Source organism: uncultured Methanobrevibacter sp. (genome assembly GCF_947170395.1).
Lineage (GTDB): Archaea > Methanobacteriota > Methanobacteria > Methanobacteriales > Methanobacteriaceae > Methanocatella.
Genome location: NZ_CAMVTE010000025.1, coordinates 13,021 through 33,663 on the forward strand (window position 1 = coordinate 13,021; position 20,643 = coordinate 33,663).

Below are 20,643 nucleotides of genomic sequence, written 5' to 3' on the forward strand. Positions count from 1 at the left end.
GTTTCCCTCTTTTAAAAAATAAAATAAAATGAACTATAACTTTTCATTGAATAGTTCATCCAAATTATTGCTTTTCTTAACATCATCCTTATCTCTAAAGTAACCGACTCCAATTATAAGAATTAAACATATCACTCCTAAAACTGCTATTAAACTCATTCCGACCTCACTTGCTGACTGTTGGGTTACCGGATTGATTTCAATGGATTTCTTGACGTCAGCCCCTTCCGCAGCAGATGCACCAACTTCTCCTGAAGAGGAACTTTCCCCCACATCTGAAACTGCATCGCCGTTGGAGTTTCCATTGCTTTGTGAATGCTGAGTATTTGTTGTAGTTGCGTTTGAAGATATTGTTGAACTGGATGTTGAACCTTTTGTCGGATTTGGAGTTGAAGGTGCGCTGTTTGAAGGATCCGCATTTGCTTCAGGCGGAACGTTTTGGGTATTGTTTAAAAATACCGGGTTTTGAGTTGCGTCATAGAGTTTCGGAAGCAGTTGCGCAAGGATATCCGGATTTACGTACTGCACTGCCCATTGCATCATCGCAATGTTTCCGCAGCTGCAGTCACAGCATGCCACACCGTTTTTGACAGTTGCCTGAGCCCATGTATTTGCAATGTTGCTCAATGTGGCATCATCAGCATTCCAATATCCTTCGTGAATGGAGGTCAGCATTGTTCCACTCATTGAAATGAGTGAATATGCATTGTTTCCGCTTTTAAGCCATTCTGTTACTCCCAGATTATATTTGTCATTGTAATATGTATCGTAAACCCTGTTCCACAGGTCATCTGAAACTGAAGAAGGCCTTGTTACCTGCCAACCGTAAAGGTTGCTTACGAATTTGTTTGACATGTAACGTGCACCGCTGTATCCTTCAGCCATCATTCCCTTAATCCAATTCGGATTGTCATATCTTGCTGCGATTTCCTTATACATCACCTCTTCAAGAGATGAGATATATGCGTTGCTTTTATCGGCATACATCAGCACCTTCATCTTAGGGGATTTTCCTGAAACGTTTTCAACAGCCATGGACAGTCCTCCCCAGTAATCGAAGAAGTCGTCGTTGTCGAGAACCCCATACTGGTTTGTGTTACGGCTGGTAATTATTGTGTCGGAATTTGACAGCGCCCTTAAAAAAACAAGGGAATTTGTATCTCCCCAGTAATTTTTGGAATACATGTTTCCCATTCTTCCAAGGTAGAACTGGGCAAGCTCATCAGTATTGTTCCATGTCCATGACATTGATACCAATTTTGATATTCCGGCACCGTAATCCCCGTTAGGCGGTGCAAATATCCTTGTTATTGCGCATTCGCCTGCATAGGTTGCATTGTATCCTATGCTTAAATAATAAAGACAATCCTCTATCCAATGTTGAGCGACATAATTGTCACTTAAATCTTCATTTGAAGCACCATAATAATTGATTCCACCGACAACGCCTTCAAGAGCCTGTCTGAGCTGACTGCCGTATTCCCCATTCATCAAAGTATCATTGTTGATTATTGTGAGATATGACCTTGCCAAAGTCACCCTATATGCGTTGTCCAAAAGAATTGACTGTGAAGAGTACAAATCCCTAAACAGTCCGCTTGTAATTACGGTTACATCTATTCTTTTTTTGGCCCATCCATCAGGACGGGTCAAATCGTTGAGTTTAATAACTTCAGGCATTGCACCAACCTTTTTACCAGTAGGATTTCCTTCATCGTCAAAACCTGCTGATGATGAATCTGTCCAGACAGGCTTCATTCCAAGCAGATAAAGGACTGATGAAACCAATGCCCCATCATCCCTTGCTGTTTCAACACACCAGATACCCATTATGACCTTTTCGGTTGTATCATTGAGGTCTGCCAGTGTGAGGAGTGCAAGGGTTTTTGCATAATTCCAGGCATCCTGTGTAGGAAGCTCACTTGACTGGTCCTGGAACATGTTTCCACCTGTCGGAAGCACGGAAGGTTTAACTACAACCTCTCCACCTTCACTTACAGGAACATATCGACCGTTCAAACCGTTAAGCATTGAATCGAGCTCACAGGATATGCTCTGATTAATTAAATTGATGTATGTTTTTGCAAGGTCAAGACAGGCAATCAGATTTGCATTTGCATCCTTAATCATTGAACCGACAGTATCCACATCCCAATAAATCAGTGCCCTGCAGATGTCATAGGACTTGTTCATTATAAATTCCCTTTCAAATGCGGACAAGTCACCGTAATCTTTTGAGTAGTAGATTTTTGAAAGTTCAGTGAATAAATTAAGGACTCCCTGATTGTCATCCAATACCAGATCATGAGCAAGCATTGCACTTACCGTATTGGCAATGTCAGCTTCGCTCCATGCCTCTCCTAAAGCATGAAGACCTAAAGGATATAAGGTATCCTGAGCTGATTTAAGGAATGTATTTACCTTCTGGATTAAATCGGCATCGCCAATTTGTCCGACATCACTCTTGTTAAGACCAAGATTGGTTGAATAGTCATTTGCAATGACCAAATCCCTGATTGAGCTGGAAATGTTCTGTCTTTGGGAATCGGTTTTGGCACCGTCATAGTCATTGACAAGACTGGCCAAAACAGTAAGATTGCCATAAAGATGAGTGAATGCCATCGGAGATGTGAGGTGTGAAATTATCACTGCAAAACCTCTTCTTTTGGCCTGGATAGCTTCACCCAAACCGTCACTGATATAGAAATAAAGCTGCGGAACGTCACCGACAACAATTGATCCGTAATCGGTGGCTGACAAAAGAATCTCTTTTCCAGGCAGCCATTCGTGGGTTGCATGTCTTCCTACAAAAATCATTGAATTTGAATATCTTGTCTGCATATAGTAGTATGCGGCCAGATATTGATGTGTTGGAGCAACGGCAGTACAGTGGTAGAGATTTTCAATGTCTGACTCCCAACCCCTTTGAGGTTCAGGGGCGATGAATACGTTTCCGAATGTCAGACCCGGAATTACAAAATAGTCCTTGCCGTTTCTGTTTACCACCATGACTTCACCTGGAGCTTCACCCCAGCCGTTGAGTCCTGAAACGTTTAACTCCTTGAATTCATCATAATACTTTAAGTATAATCCATAATAATCGGGATTGTGTGTTTTGGCATAATTCTTCAATGCTGAGACTATATTGTCCAGAACCCTTTTGGATTGGACTGACTTTTCATCCGGCAGAAGGGCTACAACCTGATTGTACCAGTCGTCAATGGTATCTGAGATTGTTACTGTATAGTTGAGCTCAACAGCCCTTCTGGTCAGCTCGCCGATATATGCAACGGTTCCGTTTGAAACCTGTATCTTTACGATATCGTCAAGTGAGTTGAACCATGAGGTATATTCATCGACGCTTAAAAGAACGACACCGCTGCGGTTTGCCAGTTTTTCAAGCTCTCCCGGAGCCCATGTGGCCACGTTTATACCGCAGGAAATGATTAAATCTTCAAGCTCGGACACGTTACTTGGCAGATTTTCTACAGTGTATCCTGCATTCTTTAATGTTAAAAGCATGTTGTAAACACTTTTTATTGTATCCAAATAACTGGAACCGATGTTCTGTTTTCCCGGAGGATAGTTGTAATAGATTATTGAAATCATTTTGTCTTCATTCAATGTGTATTTCAAATCCACCCATGAATCAATCCTGTCCGAGAGAAGCTCAATGTTTCCCTTATGGGAAATGTATGTTGAGATTCTGGCTCCTGTCAGGTTTGAAATGTAGCTTGAAGCTCCTCCTATGAATGTCGCATCAATAATACCCTGGGTTTCGGCAATGGTAATGTGCCACCATTTGTCACTCTTTTCTGTTGTAAGACCTGTTGAGCCAAGCTCCCACTGTTCATTTGAAACGTAATCAGAATGGACAGCACGAAATACAGGCACACCTACCTCTTCAAAGAATTTGGTTGCCTTGGTGAAGTTCTCTCCACCTACACCATATGCCACCATGGACACTATTGCATCGACGTAAACGTCATAGTCTGTGGAATTTGCCAGAAATCCTGAAATGTCTCCTCCCGCATTTGTCCATGATTCAACCATTACGGCCAACTGCTCGGCAGATCCCCCTGCAGCAAAGACAGGAATTACATTGTAGCCTCTTGCTTCAAGAGATTCTATGATTGAATAGCATGTATGCAACTGTTGGGATTCGATATACATTGTACTTTCAAGAATACCTACGGTACGGGTATTTGACGGGTTGAAGAATGTTTGCATATATTCATCAAGTGAATACCATCTGTCCCTATAGATTCCATAGGTTTTGGACCCTGTAAAGGTTGGATTTTCATATTCTGTATCATGACCCAGATAATTCAGGATGCACAATATCTGATTTTTCAGATTGTCCTTGTCATTGAGGTCCTTGTAAAGAACCATCTGGTTTAAAAAGGAGTTGAAATTCTTTCCTTCACCATTCAGATAATCATACACTTTCGAATAGGAAAGTCCCCTTTTGGTATTTTTAAAGTACTTTATCAAATCCTCGTTGGAGATGCCATTGAAAATCTTATTGTAGTTCAATGTATTGTTTCGAATAAGGCTTATTGAACTTGATTCTGAATTCATGTTGCCTGAAGGCGGCTCCAATATCAGAAATATCTTCTTATTGGACAGGTCGGGATTTTTGCCCATGACACTTGTCAAAACGGAATCCACATCACTGCTTATCCATTCGCCGATAAAACCGTCACAAGCTGAAAGATAGCCTATAAGCTCACTTTCATCCATTGTCTTGACCTGGTCACCGCTTCTGACAATCAGATTAACATTATTCAGGCTGTTTTCATCGAGAAGTTCAAAAGCTGCCTTGTCTAAAACATTCACTCCCGGATTATCGCTAATTATAAATAAAGTAGTTTGTTGAGAATTTGCAATATTCTCATATGAATCGTTAACTGGAATCTTTTTAGAATCCTGACTGTCTGAAACCTTCACAGTACCCTCAGACAAATCCTGACTGAGACTATCTGTGGCATTCTGCTCGGCAAATGCAGTGTTGAGTGAAATGCCAAACAACAGCACTACCAAAAGCATCAAAACAATCATCTGTTTATTTCTAAAAAAACTCATTAAAATTCACCTTAAATTTTAAAGGACCGTAGCAAAATTACAAATAAAATTATTACTACATACAATATTTTTGTAATAAAATTTGATTTAAAGTTTTCTAAAAAAAGTAATACTAAAATGCCTTAAATCGCAAAAAAAGTAATACTAACGATTATTTAATATAAATAGTAATACTTCGTATTTAAATAAACAAAATAAAAGTAATACATCCCAAATGAGTAATACTAAAAGTGGAAAATCAGACAAAAAAGTAATACTTTGCATTACTCACATGGAGAACATTGCCTTTGAAAGCGGATGTTGAATATCCAGATGCAGACAAAACCAAACAGAGACCCTATGTTCATGCCTATTATTGCCCCAAGGTAAACTCCAAAGACTCCCATGCCCATCAAAATTCCCATGATATAGGCGAATGCCATGCTCAAAACCAGTTCACGCAGCACGGTCAGTCCCAGTGACTTGAAACCGGCACCGACACCCTGATATGCATATGCAGCAGTGGCTCCAAAAGGAATTAAAAAATTGTAAAAGACAAGCAATCGCAAAATCTCTGCTGAGCGCTCAACCAATGCAGGATTTCCTGCCTGGAAATTGAAAACTTCACAGATCGGATAGGCGAATATGAAAAATACGGCACTTATAATCAATGTAATGGCCAGACTCAACATTGTTGAATATTTAATCGTTTCATTGAAATTGGGTCCGTTTCGAGCCCCATATGCAATTCCCGAAACCGTTATTGTCGCAATTCCTATTGCCATACATGGCAGAAATGCGATTGATATGAATCTCCATGCTATGGTAAATGACGCTATTTCATCTACACCTGCAGTTACGACAATCAGATAATTAAGGATTATTGCCACAAGAGAAAAGATAATCTCTTCTGTTCCCGCCGGAATGGCCACAAACAATATTTCACGGTATATCTCCATTTTGCGTCTGTAATGGATGAAAGAGAAATTGAAAAATGTATCCCTTTTAACAAAAATCCAGTAGACCATCAGCAAAAATCCGACAAATGATGAAACGACAGTTGCAAGGCCTGCCCCAAAAATTCCCAAATCCAATATGTAGATGAAAATCGGGTCCAATGCCATGTTCAAAACTGCACTCAGCATCAGCGGAATGGTTGCACGCCCCACATCACCTTCAGAGCGGAATATGTTTGAGGTAACATTCGGTGCCAAAAACACGATATTAAGGAAAAATATGATTTGGCCATAATCAAGGCAATATGCACTTACAGGAGAAGCGCCGAAAAGCACTATTATATCCTTTAAAAGAAATATCCCCACAAGAAAAATTACAACTGAGACAAATACCATCAAAATAAACGAGTGGATAACCGCATTGTTTGCATCCTCAAATCTCTCGGCTCCGATGAACCTTGATATGAGGGAATTTGCACCTGCACCGACACCGTTTCCAAGGCCAATGATTACCAGATACAGAGGAGCGATAAACCCCAAAGCTGCAAGAGCTTCACTGTTAATGCCGGAAACCCAAAAGCTGTCAATAAGATTGTTTAAAAACATCAAAAGCATTGAAAGGATTGTTGGAAAAGCCAGCTTGTTAATTGCATTTCTTGGATTTCCAGTTATTGAATTGATATTGGAACTCATGTCATTTCTTCTTTCTAACTAAATTTTCAAGGCGGTCAAAATCATCATTGACATATCTCATAACAATAGAAACAGTCAATGTTGCGGTACCAACACCTGAGAGCAAAAAACCCGCCCAAACTAAAAATATTGCATTTAACTTACCCACATTTGATGAGCCCAAAACCGCATATCCATTACTTGTAAATGCATTGGAAACCATTTCAATTGAGTCTAGAGGGGTTGTTCCTTCCACAACCATCGTGAAGAAAAAGCTGATGAATATAATAAAAAACAAAAGTATTATTGTTATTCCCAAACTGTTGGTTTCTGTATATTCAACAAACTTCCTGTAATACTGTTTTATGAAGTAGAGATAAGCAATAATATGCAAGAAATCTAATAGAAATATAAAATATGAATATGAAAACAGTACCCATGACATTGATCCGAAAGGAATCAGCAGGAACAGCAGGCATTTGTTTTTGAATGATGATGTGTCAACATGAATTGCAAGATAAAGTGAAACAACAACATCGATAATTAAAAGACCTCTGGAAGTGTCACGCCAATTAAATAAAAGGTAGAGTATGCATATGACAAAAATCAGAATCATTGAAAGGTAAAAAACCTGTTTTATGGAAGTGAATTCCTCTTCGGGAATATATTCATTAGGATTGAAAAACCTTGATGATTTGAAATAATCGCTGGATTTGATTTTCCTGAATGCAAATTTTCCAACATAAACCAGAACACCGAAAACCAAACATGCAACAATGAACTGAACAGCAAATATCATCAATTCAGATGTCCATCCATACATTATTCGTCACCACCCTCTTCAATTAGCTTTTCAAGTTCCCTAACACGTTTTTTAAAGTGTTTCATTAAAATTGCAGCAGTCAAAGTTGCAGTACCTGCGCCGGATATGATATATCCTCCCCAAACCAGAAAAATACTGTTGATCTTACCCGGGATACTATCACCCAAAACCGTATATCCGTTACTTGTAAAAGCATTGGAAACCATGACAAGAGAATCCAAAGGATTTACCCCTTCAACCAATTGAGTGATGAAAAAGCTAATGAAAATTATTGAAAACAGAAGGATTATGGTTACTCCCAATCCATTTGAATTAGTGTATTCCATAAACTTGTCATAATAAATCTTAATGAAGATTAGAAAAGCGGGAACCCTTATAAATTCAAGAAATATCAATGGGGAAATGTCAAATAAAAGATAGGATATTGCTCCATAAGGTATTACAAGAATAAAAAGGATTTTAGATTTTTTAGATTCCTTATCCATTGTTATTGCAATGAACAGTGAAAGAGCTATGTCAAATATTGCAAACTCAAAAAAACTGTTGCCTGTCTCTATCAGTGAATAAAAGACATTGACAAAACATGCCGCCATCAAAATAAGATATCCCACTTGCCTTAATGTGTGGATTTCATCTTCAGGCAGAAATTCCCTTGGATTGAGATACCTGTTGGAACTTCCCTTCAACCTATTATTAACATTAACACCAATAAATGTCAAAATGACAAAAATAGCCACTACAATAACAAACTGAATTAATGTTATAAACAAATCCACTTAAATTCACCATAAATATTTTTGGATTTAATCGTTATTAATATTTATCAAAATTTATAAAAGTGCAAGTAAATGTTAAATTTACTCGCTTCTGACAATCTTTAGGCCAACAAACTTATCTGCACATAACTCTGGAAGTTTTGAAAAGGTAAGTTTGTTTTTATTTTTTGTTTTAGGGTTTAAATTATCCCATTGAACAAAATTATCGCTGTCAGTTTCATTCAAATTAAGTTTGAGCTGATACCAAGCTTCATGTTCCCTTTCAGCAAAGTAATCTATGTCATCAGAATCAAATTGAGTTATGGCATCCCTTTGGTCTGAGAGTGGAACTAGCTCAAATCCTTTCTCTTTTAAAATTTTAACCAGATGTTCGGCCTGAATATAATTTGAAAACTGTACCTGCTTAGGCAGATCCTTGAAAACGGATTCCCCATCGGAATCAGGGTCGATATTTCCTGTTTCATACAGCTGGTTCATCTTATAGGTAAGTGCCTTAAGTCGGCTTCTTACAACCTTCAATCCTATTGACTTTAAAAGTTGAGGAATGATTCTGATTGATTCCTTATCAAGTTCCTGCACTTCCGGAGAGAGGTTTTCCCATTCGGTAAGACCTGGAGATATTCTTCTGTCGACGTCCTTGTCGTCTCCAAAAATCCAGCCGCTTCCTTCCCTTTCCTCACGCCAGCTTTCATGTTCGAAAATTGCCAAATCCTCAACATCCTTTTCATTGATGTGGTCGATTTCAATCAGCTTGTCGTCATCATCTACGACACCGTCGTGAGCTATTTCACAACCGATCATTGTTAACTTGACCGGAATAGATTTTGCCTGGCGAATGTTGGACATTATAAAGTCGGAAGGGAGTTTGTAGAAGTCATCCTTTTTATTTGCACATTTAGACTGATACAACTCGATTTCCTCTTCGTCATTGTTTTCAATGGCTTCCTTTAACTTTTCCTCATTGTAGATGTGGTTGAGTTCGATAGCCAGTTTTTCAATGTTTCTCAAAAGGACATCCGGAGCGGAAATCTGGGAGAAATGAACATCCCTTTTAACGGAATCCAATCGGATATCCGGAATAATTGATAGCTTTTCAGGGAATATCTTTTCAACATCAAGAACGCTTGCAATGAAATTGTCCTTTTTCTTTTCAAAACCAAGACCCATTGCACCGTTTTTAAGAATATAAGTTACTTTCATACGCTGGTCATCAATATAGACATCCATGTCATTTACACGATTGTTCTGCTTGTCTATCACACCATAAGGACGTCTGTTCCATTCCTGAAGCTCGTCACAGAATATCAAAAGATAGGAAATCGGTGAACTTCTAGGATTCATTTTACCAAAATCAAATGTTTCCTGCAAGGTCTTGTTGTAGTAGTTATGAAGCAAAATAGCTGTAGCACTGTCTACAATCGGATAGAAGAAGAAATCCTTATTTTTCTTGGCGTATTTCTGAATAAGTTTACCGTAAGAGTTCAAAACCAGAATGGCTGAAAAGTAACCGTGGTCAATGAAGCCCTTATCGTTCATGTGCTTTACAAAGCCGTTAAGATGCTTGATTAACTTTCTGAATTCAAGAGGTTCCATCTTGAAGTCCATTGCAATTTTGTGAGCCATGATTTCGGTGGGTTTGAATAAATCAAGGACCTTTGTTCTTTTGTATCTGCCCCTGTACTCATCGGCATAATTATAAGGAGGCAGCTTTACGATTGCATTGAACTCGTTGAAATCCCTGAAGTCAATGTGGGCATCGACATCATAATTGACTGAAATGGATTTTACACCATCTTCAATGAACTTGTCGATCTGTTTTCCTATGATTTCAAAAGGATATCCTATATCGTGGAACAGTGCGGCTATTCCCCAGCGGTAGAGGAACTCCTCATGAGACATTTCACCGTTGATTCTATAATATTTAGTGTAATGCTTGTTTTTGAGAATATATTCCTTAAATATCTCCCTATACCTTTTGTTTTGAGCATAGATTGCAAGACCCAGAATGAATACGTTGACGGAGTGGATGAAATGATCCCTTTGCCTGTTGATTAAATCGCCTGTATTTTCCTCATAGGTTCTCATTATGTCCACCAAATCAAGAAGAGTGTTCGGTTCGCTTATCAAAGCGTCAGGACTGCTTTCGTCGATTTCGCTTTTATCTTCGGGAGTGATTTGGTAAATCATCAGAAATGTTTCGTAAACCTGATATGCAGTGTAGGTTGATTCATTGTCTATGAAAACGTCAATGGATGATTTGAGGATTTTTTTGTAATTGTGATGTGTCGGATTGCCGTCGGCATCGTCAAATTCCTTTAAATCATCATACAGTTGAATGTTGTCAAAGAACTTGTCGAGGTATTGCTTGAGATTGGATTTCTCGAGGATTTCGTTGTTTTCTTCAATAGTTTTTTCTGCCATTTTCCCACCTTAAAAGTATTATATATTTAGTATTTATCCTTTTATTAAATAATAGTTATACACAAGTGGAAAAAATAGTTTACATAATGTTTTAAAAAAATAGGAAAAATTGTCAAATTAATTTTTGACAATTTTCAATCCGACATTATCGCATAATGTTGTCAGATTTCTGAATGTACGTTTGTTGGTTTCCTGAGCGTCATAGTCAAGAATATCCCATTCCACCAGATTAGGATTGGTTTTGGCATCCTCATCCTTGACTGAATCGTATTTCCAACCCAGGTTTACCTTGAGCTTGTACCATGCATTGTGTTCCCTTTCAGCAAGATACTCAATTTCATCCTCATCGAAACCGTCGATTGCCTTTCCAGGAGATGCAACATCAACCACATCATATCCAAGCTCTGATAAAATTTTAACAAGGAAATCAGCCTGTTTATAATTGGAATATTTGATGTAATCCGGCAATTCATCGAAATCGTCCTTTTGAGAGTAGAACTTGTGCATTTCAAAGGTAAGCAACCTTTGTTTGGTTCTGACCACTTTAAGTCCAATTGATTTCATTAAAGAAGGAATGTTTTTGACCGGATCAATGTCATACTGCTGGATTTCTTCAGATAACTCTTCCCATGGAACAAGATACGGAGTAACCAGATTATTTACATCCTTTTCCTCACCGTATGTCCAGCCGGTACCGATTTTTTCCTCACACCATTCCTCATGTTCGAAAATAGCCAAATCAAGAATTTCATCTTCAAGGAATTCCTCAATGGCAGGCCTTTCGTCTGACATGTCTGCAAGTTCGCATCCGATGATGCTGAGCTTAAGCGGAATTGACCTTGCCTGTCTGATATTGGCTATCTTGAGCTGCGGAGTCAAATCATCAAAACTGCACAATCCGTTATACTTTTCCATGAAGTCCTCATCAAGCTCCTCACCGTTTGCCTTTTTCTCATCATACTGGGCTTTGGTTGTCTCCACATACTGATTGTGAATGCTGACAGCCAGCTTTTCCACGTTTCTAAGCAGAATGTCCGGAGACTGGGTTTCGGAGTGGACAATTTCTTTTATGACATAATCCTGTTTAACATCAGTAATGATTCTTAAACCCAATTGGAAAACGCTTGGAATGGAAAGGACATTCTTAAGCAGTTCCTCCTTATCCTCTGAAAATCCAAGACCTATTGAACCGCTTTTTACAATGTATTCGACATCCATTCCCCTGTCATCGATTCTTAAAAGAAGTTCATTCACATGACTTCTTTTCTTGTCCTTGATACCGAATGGTCTTCTGTTCCATTCCTGAAGCTCATCACATAAAATGAGCAGATATGCAAGAGGACATTGTGAAGGATGAAGCGCCTTTAAGTTGAAAGGCTTTTTCTGCAATACGTTTCTGTAGTAATTGTGCAATAGAATTGCAGTTGCACTGTCCACAATCGGATAGAAGAAGAAATCATGGTTTTTGGCATATTTCTGCATCAGATAACCATAGGAATTTAAAACAAGAATAGATGAGAAAAATCCATGGTCAATAAAACCGTTTTCACCCATAATGTCTACAAATGAATCAAGGTGTTTTGCAACGGCATTGACATTGACTCCCTTGAAATCGGTTGCAATCTTGTGAGCCATGATGTCTGTCGGCTTGAACATGTTGAGAAACTTGGATTTCGGATATGCCTTATGGAACTTGTCTGCAAAATCGGTTTCTATCTTTACGATTGTGTTGAATTCGTTGAAGTCCTTGAAGTCAATTGCAGTGTCTGCACCGTATGAGCTTGAAATTGATTTGACACCGTCGTTAATGAATTTGTTCAATTGTTTTCCGATAATTTCAACAGGATAACCTATATCGTGGAAAAGGGCAGCTACCCCCCAGCGGTAGAGGAACTCCTCATGTGAAAACTCATCATCGATTTTGTAGAACTTTTCATAAGGGCTTCTTAAAATGTACTGTTTGAAGAACTTTCTGTAGTTCTTGTTTTGGGAGTATATTGCAAGACCCAAAAGGAAAACGTTGACGGAGTGAATGAAGTGGTCCCTTTGCTTTTCAATCAGGTCTCCTGTATTTTCCTCGTATTTTTTCATGATTTTTACCAAATCAAGAAGTGTGTTCGGTTCCTTTGTAATGGTAATCACTTCTGATTCCTTATCGGATTTGTTTTCAGCAGTAATCTGATAAATCATGAAAAATGTTCTGTATATCTCATAAGCGTTGTAGGAATTTTCATTGTCAAAGAATACATCAATTCCTGCCTTTAAAAGGTCCTTGTAGTAATGACCGTTGTGGTAGTCATCATAAAGCACCAATTCTTCAAAAAAGTCATCCACATAATCTCTTAAACTGTTGTCACTCATTTTAAACACCTAATTAATATAGATTATATCATTTGTTTTAATTAAACATTGTCATTAAAAATCTAGATTCTGAATTTCAGTTGCTTCTGCACATCTTTGATTGAATCCACATCAGCGGACAAATCAATGTCCAGATATGTCTTGACCTTTGTATCAAAGCTTGAGGACATGATAATCTGGTTTGAGAAAAGCTCATAGCTTTCAACAGGACAGTGCCCGACAACCATGCATTTACATCCCACAATGTCCAAAAACCTGTCCACATCTTCTCTTGTGTACTGGGTAACCTTCGTAAATCGGTTCCATAAAAAATCATACAACATAGGGCTTGAATAGCCATCCTCAAACATCCTGTTGAATGCCTCAATCGAACGGATCTTGGCTGAAGGGCCCGAATGAGATATGAAAATGCCGTTTGCGGTTCTTGCAAAATATGGCATTGTCTTGAAGAATCTGATGTAGTTGGTAAGTGCCGGTTCGATGTATCCCTTTTTGAATGAAACCAGATTTTTAAAGTTCATAAGCAAATCCTCATGGTTTTTATAGATTGTCTTGTGGGTTATGTGAGCCCATTCATGGTTTCCCAGAAGAGTGTGGAAATTGGCAAACTGTGAGGACTTTGACATTGCATCATCAAGGATTTCAACAGACCCGTCACTGTCCATGTCAAGGCCGTGAATCAAATCCCCCACAAATACAATGTGAAAATCAGTGTCGCTTTCATCCCAGAGATTTACATAATAGTTATAATCATCCAGATTCCCATGAAGGTCTGTTACGACTATCAGACGACCATGATTAGGAAGTTCAATCATTTTAGGGTTAATCATACTATCACCTGCTTTGAATCAGTTTGTTCAGTGCGCGAATAACCTGCTTTAAATCGGATGTGGTGTTAAAATCCAAAAATCCATCCGAATTGCTTTTATTCAATACCACTGTAGGTTTCAATGAATCATCATGATTTTCCATTCAATTACCTCTAATAGTTATTTTAATCCCCTATATATTTAAATCGGCTAAAGCTTTTCATTTAGCTATAAAAATTCCTCTCGTCAATTTCATACAATTTCTTTACTACCGAAAACAGTTCATGATAATCCGAACCGTTGAGTGCAGCCAGCCCATCCTTGATGAATTCCTCCGCCAGGGACTTGCTGGTTGAAAATATTCCATCATACCTCAGATTAAAGAACACATCTACAATAACATCATCCCTGTTGAGGGACACATAGCTTTCAATAAGCTCGGAGTGGATTTTCGCCAGTTCACTGAAGTCCCTGTTTTCACAGATTGACTGTAGCCTTTCATTTATACCGTCAACTTCAAACATGCCCTTTTCTGATGCGATACTGATTTTGTTTTTAACGTTTTCAAGAAGGCTGTTGAATTCAAACTCATCGCTTGCCTCATCAACCAATATTTCCAAGTGATTGACATAAATAAGGGTCTGATTTATGGCGCTTTCATCCCTTTTGGCTATTTCAATCAGCCTTTGGGCATAATCAAGAATGTCTATTTTTCCGATGTATGAGTACTGTCTTAGATAATCGATGTGCTTTATGAGATTTATGTATTTGAAAACAAGCCTGTCAAGGTCTATGTTGTCGATTGCAGTTGAAAATTCGTCGTTGAAAAACGGAATTGAAATTTTATCATATTTAATTTCATTAGGAGATTTCTTATCAAGTGCAATACGCTTATCACCATTATAGAGTCTGATTTCATATTCTCCCTTTTCAATGAATGCCCTGAACGTTCCGTCAATGTTTACAGGTATCCTTTGAGATGTATGATTTTTGAGGTTTTCAAATTCGATGTCATAGCCTAAAAATGAAAATTTCAAATCCTGTGAGAAAACCCTTCCCACATATGCATCTTCAAGAGAGCGGATAACCACAGACATCAAATCAACATTGACGTCAACATGCGGCTTTTCAAGTGATCCCGCATAGATGGCAGCTCCCTTTGCAACGACGGTTAACGGGTCAAGACTGTCCTCAAGAGGGATGTCAAACTCATCGCGAATTGCCTGCTTTACAATCGGGCTTAAGCATGAGCCTCCAACAAGAACAATTCTGTCGACATCTGCATCCAAAATGGAGTTTTCATCCAACAGGTTATGAACCAAATCAAAGGTATTTGCCAAAAGAGGAGTAATTATCTGGCTTAACTGCTTTTGTGTTAAAGTATAGTTAAAGTCATAGCCGTCAAAGAGATTGTGAATGAATATGTCTGTCTCTAGGGATTGGGACAACTCCTTTTTGGCTGTTTCGGAAGCTATTTTGAGCTTTGAAAATATTTTCCTGTAGCGTGGATTGCTGCGGGCGAAATCATCCAAATCCAAATCATCACAAATGACCGGAACAAGAATGTCTTCCACGATTGCCCAGTCAAACACGTTTCCTCCCAGATTGTCCAGACCATCGGTTGCAATCTTTTCAATTTCACCATCACTGTTTTTTAAAATTGAAACGTTGAATGTTCCTCCACCCAAATCATATATTATCCATGTTCCGCTGGAGTTCTGCAGACCATATGCAAGTCCCACTGCAATAGGTTCCAATATGAGACTGTATGAACGGAATCCCGCCAGATTGGCTGCATCGTTGACTGCCTTTGTTTTAATCGGGTTTGAATTTGCAGGAACGCAGATAACTGCATGGTCAATGCTCACGCCGTATTGGCTGAAAACAGATACTCTCAATTCCTTAAGGATTTCTGCAGACAACTCTTCGGGAAGCATTACGCGTGAAGAGTTTTCAAACTTGAATGGAACCGGAAAGCCCATATTATGTTTAAACTCGGATACTGCATTTTTTCCGTCCTCAACCAGCGCATTTCTTGCATCGGCTCCAACACGGACATTGTTGTTATTGTCAATCAGAACTGCTGAAGGAGTGAAATCATCACCTGTCTTATAGTTTTTGATTATGACCGGTTTTCCATTGTTGAAATAGGATATTACAGAATCAGTTGTTCCCAAATCAATTGCATAGTCGATTGAATCGTTTTTAAGTTTGCCGTCCATTTTTAGATGCAACTTCATGTTCTGTTTCCACAGTGACAGCTTATAGGAATATTTTGCCCTTGCCCGAACGTCACCTACAACTGCAAATTCCATCAGATTGGCTGCATCTGCCAGCTGATTTATACCTGCAAGCCTTATGGCATCTGCAATGATTTCCTCTGTGGAATATGTCTTTAACGTGCTGATTATATTTGAATATATTTTTTCTATCTGGCTGTTTGAGGCCATCAAATCCTCAAGGCTTAAAACCGCCTTAATCAGATTGCCGTACTTTGCAAGGTCTATGAAAATCTCCCACAAATCAATGTAATGACAATATCTGTTTTTTATGGAAGGATTATAAGCCATAGCCTCCATTAAAAGGTTGCATGAAAGCTTATAATTATCTCCCCTTAAGTTGACTGTGAACGCCTTGGAAACAAGCTTGATGTCAGGATGTTGAGATTTCCACATCCTCAATGTCTCGCCGTAGCATTTTCTTATGTCATAATCCTGAAGAAGTTCCCTTTCCAATATTTCAATGGCTTCTGCCAGTCCGTTTTCACATTTGGCCAAAAAGAATGCCTTTTTAAGAGAATCATTTATTATGTATTCAAAGTAATCGTCACTGTATTGTGCCCTGACGCTTTCGTCAAAAGACTGTTTAGAGCGGTATTTCTCAGCTACCTTTTCAATGTCTTCCAAAAGGTCCATTGCATCATGATATCTGTTTTTGGGATTCGCATCAAGACATTTGGATACAATTGCGTCAAGCTCCGGTGAAACCCGTTCATTGTAATGGCTTGGTAAAATAAGTTCCTCATCCCATGGCTTTAACTCCAGCATCTCATCAATGCCGAATTCGTTGATGTTATAGGGATATCTGTTGGTTAAAAGCTGATATAAAATAACTCCTACCGCATACATGTCGCTTTGTGTTGATGAGATTTTCCTGAAGCATTCGGGAGCCATGTAAGGCCTTGTACCTGCAATGTCAATGTCGGAAATGCCTTTTGTCACCTGCTTTGCAAAGCCGAAATCGGAAATTTTAATAACTATTTCACCGCTTTGGTTATAGCTTAAAAGGATGTTGTTGAGCTTCAAATCCCTGTGAATTATGGGAGGCTTTGCCGAGTGGAGAGTATTCAAACCGTTCAGTGTCTGTTCAGTCAGGTTCAAAACCCTTGTAATCGGCATCAGAATATCGGAATTTATGAAAGAATTCAGATATTGCTGCAGGTCCCCTCCGGGAACATATTCCATTAAAAAATAAGCTTTCTTCTGTTTTACGTCATTTTCATAGACGTCCATAACTCCGGCATCATAGATTGCGATGATGTTTTCATGGCGAAGGTCAATTGCAAGCTGGACCTCCTGAAAAATGGAATTTATGTTGGTGGTTGAACTCAAAGGCTCCTTGATAATCTTCATTGCCATGAGGTTTTTGAGATAGTTATGCTTTACAAGATAAACCTCCGCAAACGATCCTTCCCCCAGGAATTTTTGAAGTTCAAACTTTCCATTGGAAAAATCATCAACCATCTGTTTTGCTTTATCAAAGTCCACCAAAACCACCAAATTAGATTCAAAAATCTAATTAGAAAGAACAATAGATAACTGCTCCACCATTACCTTTAGACAATTTAATAAAGGAATTGTTGTTTAATTTAGTGGCTCTACCTTTAGGAATTTCCCTGTCCGCTATGAATGTTCCGTTTGAGCTGTCTTCATCCAGAATGTACCAGCCATCATCCTTATAGTATAGCTTCAGATGAGGTTTTGAAACGTTTGAAACAGTATCATAGCTGTTATCAAGAAGAACTGCAAACGAATCCAAATCACCGGTTGAGAAATTTCCTTTCCTTCCAATTAAAACAGTTTCATTTTTATTAACCTTAAATGTTTTTCCCTTGTCAACACCGTTGAAAACTGTCAGAACGCAGTTTTCCTCATCACAGAAACGCTGATTGGTTTTATATAATTTAAAGAATGTCAAAAGTTCATCTGACAGGAAGTTGATATCCAAAAACAAATCTTCAAATGCATCCTCCTTAAGGACAAACGCCTTTACAGTCCTCGGACCTATCTTATTGGGAACTTCCTTTTTAACGCTTACTTCCCTGATTAAACCTGCTTCAACAAGCTGCTTCAAGTGTTGACCTAACATTTGGGTTGTTATATCAATATTATAACTTTGTAAAAGGAGAGAGTTGATTTCACGAGAATATAACGGTTCCTTTTTATATTCACCAGATTCACGTTTATTTTCCTTATCAAAATCCCTCAGAATCTTCAGTATTGAAAACCTGACCTCGTTGTTTACGGCAGATAATTTCTCTGATATCAAATTTGAATCGGAATCCAAAATCACTGTCTTTTCCATTTCTGAATCACTCATATTTAATCTCCTTATTATTATAAGATTTATTCTAATCAATATATAAATTTTAAATCGAACTGCTTAAAACATCATGATATGCCTTCAAATCCTTTTCACGCAAATTCAAATGCCACATCAGCTCATTTACCAAGGAATCAAGGATTATCAGAGCAGACAATTCAAATGCAGTTCCCATCAATATCAGCTCAAAAGGACGGTAAATGTTGCTTATTGCCCGAATCTCTTGTGGCAAATCCTCGATTGATTGTCTTAATTGTCTGTTGGTCAAATCCGCTGAGCTTGCAGGAAGTCTGGCGATCTTTTCCTTGGTTTCGCCATCACTTTCAAAGTTGGCCAGTCTTCTCGGCAGAGAATCCATGAACTCCTTAATGTCTGCATCTTCCGGCTTAACCAGGCTTTGAGGAAGAGAATCAATGACGATTCTTGCATCGGAGTTTAGTGCAAGTTCGCTTTCGGTATTTCCGCAAACCGCTAGGAACCTGACATTGTCTATTTTGGAATCCTCAACTATCTGAGTGATGGAGTTGGATTTGCCGGACTTTGAAACTATGATTATAATGTCCCCCTCCTTTACGGGAGGAGCTATTGTTTCATTGAAAACGTAAACGTAAAATCCCAGATGCATCAGCCTCATGGCAAACGCCTTTGCAACGAGTCCTGACCTTCCGGCACCGGCAAGATAAATGGTCGATTTTCTTTTAGGTGAAATCCTTTTGTTTGATGCTGATAAAATCACGTCACGAAACTGACAGATTGCATCTTCCTGTTTGTCAATAACTTCTTTGGACCTGTTCAGGTTTTTCAATATTTCATCAAGGGACAAACCCATGTATTTTAACTCAGACATATTTTCCAACTCACGATATTTTCAAGCTTTAAAATTATAGACAGGTTTTGCAATATCTACAATCTTAACTGTGTCATCGACATTATTTAAAATTGCCTCCATCGGCTTATATGCCATTGGAGATTCATCGATTGTACTTTCACTGACAGATGTTGAAAAAATTCCATCCATTTCACGCCTATATTCATCAACAGACAGCTCACGCTTTGCCCTTGAACGCCTTAAAATACGTCCGGCACCATGGGGAGCTGAAAAGTTCCAGTCAGGATTTCCCTTGCCTTCACAAATCAGCGATCCGTCCCTCATGTTCATCGGAATGATTAGGGTTTCACCCTTAAGGGCTGAAACGGCACCTTTTCTTAAAATCATCCTGTCCAAATCAATGTAGTTGTGGACTGTAGTGAATGATTTGGTATAATCCATTCCGTATCCGCTCAATATTGTCTCCACAATTGCCCTGCGGTTAAGTGAGGCATAATCCTGCATAATCTGCATGTCGTGAAGATAATCCTCAAACAGTTTGCCTTCGCAGTAAATCAAATCCTTATGTGAAGCCATGTTGTGGAACCTTTTGAATTCCTTTAGAGCCTGGTTCTGGTAGTATTCGCAAACATCAGCCCCAATCCTTCTGCTTCCCGAGTGGACAACCAGAATCAAATCCCCCTCGGCGGTCCGCTCAATTTCAATGAAATGGTTGCCGCCTCCAAGAGTTCCAAGAGTGAAATTGCCTTCACTTGCTGATTCAAGGTCAAAATAGCATTTAAGTTCTGTAAGGTCAATGTCTTTCATGAACCTGTGGGGTACGGCTCTTTTGTCATATCCGTGAGGCACTCTGGTTCGAACAATCCCGTCCAATCGTTTAAAATCGATTTCATCGCAGTCAAGGTATACTACTTCCATTCCGCAGCCGATATCTGATCCCACAAGATTTGGAACTACCTTATCCTTAATTGTCATTGTGGTTCCTATGGTGCAGCCTGAACCGGGATGAATGTCGGGCATCATGCGGATGGTCTGGCCCTGGGCTATAGGCTGGTTTAGGAATTGGATTACCTGGGAAATGCTCTCGCTTTCAACATCGTCTGCGAAAACCTTTGCAGTTGCATATTTTCCCTTGAGTTCAAACATATTATCACCTCACATCTTCAGTTATTTAAATATATAATTTGCATATTATTTAACTTGGTTAAAGGAAAATCTTTAAAGAAGCATATGAAAATGAAAAAGAATCACTATCTTTTCGTTGGGTCATAATTAATTGAACAACCTCGCCTTATAGAAGGCTAGGATTCCTAGATTATTTTTCACTCAA

12 protein-coding genes are annotated in these 20,643 nt (G+C 38.8%); all 12 read right to left on the reverse strand.

Annotated elements, in window-relative coordinates; genetic code table 11:
* Positions 1-33: 33 nt before the first annotated feature.
* The 12 genes from Q0W04_RS07650 to Q0W04_RS07705 all read right to left on the reverse strand — a co-directional run bounded on the left by Q0W04_RS07650 (position 34) and on the right by Q0W04_RS07705 (position 20,459).
* Positions 34-5,085, reverse strand: a complete 5,052-nt coding sequence (locus Q0W04_RS07650; RefSeq protein WP_298501619.1) for a cobaltochelatase subunit CobN — start codon at positions 5,083-5,085, stop codon at positions 34-36.
* A 263-nt stretch (positions 5,086-5,348) separates the two neighbouring features.
* On the reverse strand, positions 5,349-6,713 hold the full coding sequence (locus Q0W04_RS07655) for an MATE family efflux transporter (protein WP_298501622.1): 1,365 nt from the start codon (positions 6,711-6,713) through the stop codon (positions 5,349-5,351).
* Between the two features lies 1 nt (position 6,714).
* On the reverse strand, positions 6,715-7,515 hold the full coding sequence (locus tag Q0W04_RS07660; RefSeq protein WP_298501624.1) for a hypothetical protein: 801 nt from the start codon (positions 7,513-7,515) through the stop codon (positions 6,715-6,717).
* Entirely contained in the window at positions 7,515-8,291 is a 777-nt protein-coding gene (locus Q0W04_RS07665) for a hypothetical protein (protein ID WP_298501627.1), read from the reverse strand. The genes Q0W04_RS07660 and Q0W04_RS07665 overlap by 1 nt, the downstream gene beginning before the upstream one ends.
* A gap of 81 nt (positions 8,292-8,372) precedes the next feature.
* On the reverse strand, positions 8,373-10,712 hold the full coding sequence (locus Q0W04_RS07670; protein WP_298501629.1) for a RyR domain-containing protein: 2,340 nt from the start codon (positions 10,710-10,712) through the stop codon (positions 8,373-8,375).
* Positions 10,713-10,829: 117 nt separating this feature from the next.
* The gene (locus tag Q0W04_RS07675; protein WP_298501631.1) at positions 10,830-13,073 is read right to left on the reverse strand and encodes a RyR domain-containing protein; all 2,244 of its coding nucleotides are present in this window, start codon (positions 13,071-13,073) and stop codon (positions 10,830-10,832) included.
* Positions 13,074-13,135: 62 nt separating this feature from the next.
* Positions 13,136-13,903, reverse strand: a complete 768-nt coding sequence (locus tag Q0W04_RS07680) for a metallophosphoesterase (protein ID WP_298501634.1) — start codon at positions 13,901-13,903, stop codon at positions 13,136-13,138.
* 4 nt (positions 13,904-13,907) lie between these two features.
* Positions 13,908-14,045, reverse strand: coding sequence for a hypothetical protein (locus Q0W04_RS07685; protein WP_298501637.1), 138 nt, complete (start codon positions 14,043-14,045; stop codon positions 13,908-13,910).
* Between the two features lie 61 nt (positions 14,046-14,106).
* On the reverse strand, positions 14,107-17,649 hold the full coding sequence (locus Q0W04_RS07690) for an Hsp70 family protein (RefSeq protein WP_298501640.1): 3,543 nt from the start codon (positions 17,647-17,649) through the stop codon (positions 14,107-14,109).
* A gap of 31 nt (positions 17,650-17,680) precedes the next feature.
* Entirely contained in the window at positions 17,681-18,481 is an 801-nt protein-coding gene (locus tag Q0W04_RS07695) for an FHA domain-containing protein (RefSeq protein WP_298501643.1), read from the reverse strand.
* Between the two features lie 49 nt (positions 18,482-18,530).
* On the reverse strand, positions 18,531-19,331 hold the full coding sequence (locus Q0W04_RS07700) for an SIS domain-containing protein (RefSeq protein WP_298501646.1): 801 nt from the start codon (positions 19,329-19,331) through the stop codon (positions 18,531-18,533).
* 21 nt (positions 19,332-19,352) lie between these two features.
* The gene (locus Q0W04_RS07705) at positions 19,353-20,459 is read right to left on the reverse strand and encodes an RtcB family protein (RefSeq protein ID WP_298501649.1); all 1,107 of its coding nucleotides are present in this window, start codon (positions 20,457-20,459) and stop codon (positions 19,353-19,355) included.
* Between the last annotated feature and the right edge of the window lie 184 nt (positions 20,460-20,643).

Bases quoted from the DNA above. Each gene is read 5' to 3' on its own strand.
- Q0W04_RS07685 (WP_298501637.1), bottom strand. From the start codon at position 14,045: ATGGAAAATCATGATGATTCATTGAAACCTACAGTGGTATTGAATAAA.
- Q0W04_RS07660 (WP_298501624.1), bottom strand. From the start codon at position 7,515: ATGTATGGATGGACATCTGAATTGATGATATTTGCTGTTCAGTTCATT.
- Q0W04_RS07650 (WP_298501619.1), bottom strand. From the start codon at position 5,085: ATGAGTTTTTTTAGAAATAAACAGATGATTGTTTTGATGCTTTTGGTA.
- Q0W04_RS07675 (WP_298501631.1), bottom strand. From the start codon at position 13,073: ATGAGTGACAACAGTTTAAGAGATTATGTGGATGACTTTTTTGAAGAA.
- Q0W04_RS07680 (WP_298501634.1), bottom strand. From the start codon at position 13,903: ATGATTAACCCTAAAATGATTGAACTTCCTAATCATGGTCGTCTGATA.
- Q0W04_RS07695 (WP_298501643.1), bottom strand. From the start codon at position 18,481: ATGAGTGATTCAGAAATGGAAAAGACAGTGATTTTGGATTCCGATTCA.
- Q0W04_RS07705 (WP_298501649.1), bottom strand. From the start codon at position 20,459: ATGTTTGAACTCAAGGGAAAATATGCAACTGCAAAGGTTTTCGCAGAC.
- Q0W04_RS07700 (WP_298501646.1), bottom strand. From the start codon at position 19,331: ATGTCTGAGTTAAAATACATGGGTTTGTCCCTTGATGAAATATTGAAA.
- Q0W04_RS07655 (WP_298501622.1), bottom strand. From the start codon at position 6,713: ATGAGTTCCAATATCAATTCAATAACTGGAAATCCAAGAAATGCAATT.
- Q0W04_RS07670 (WP_298501629.1), bottom strand. From the start codon at position 10,712: ATGGCAGAAAAAACTATTGAAGAAAACAACGAAATCCTCGAGAAATCC.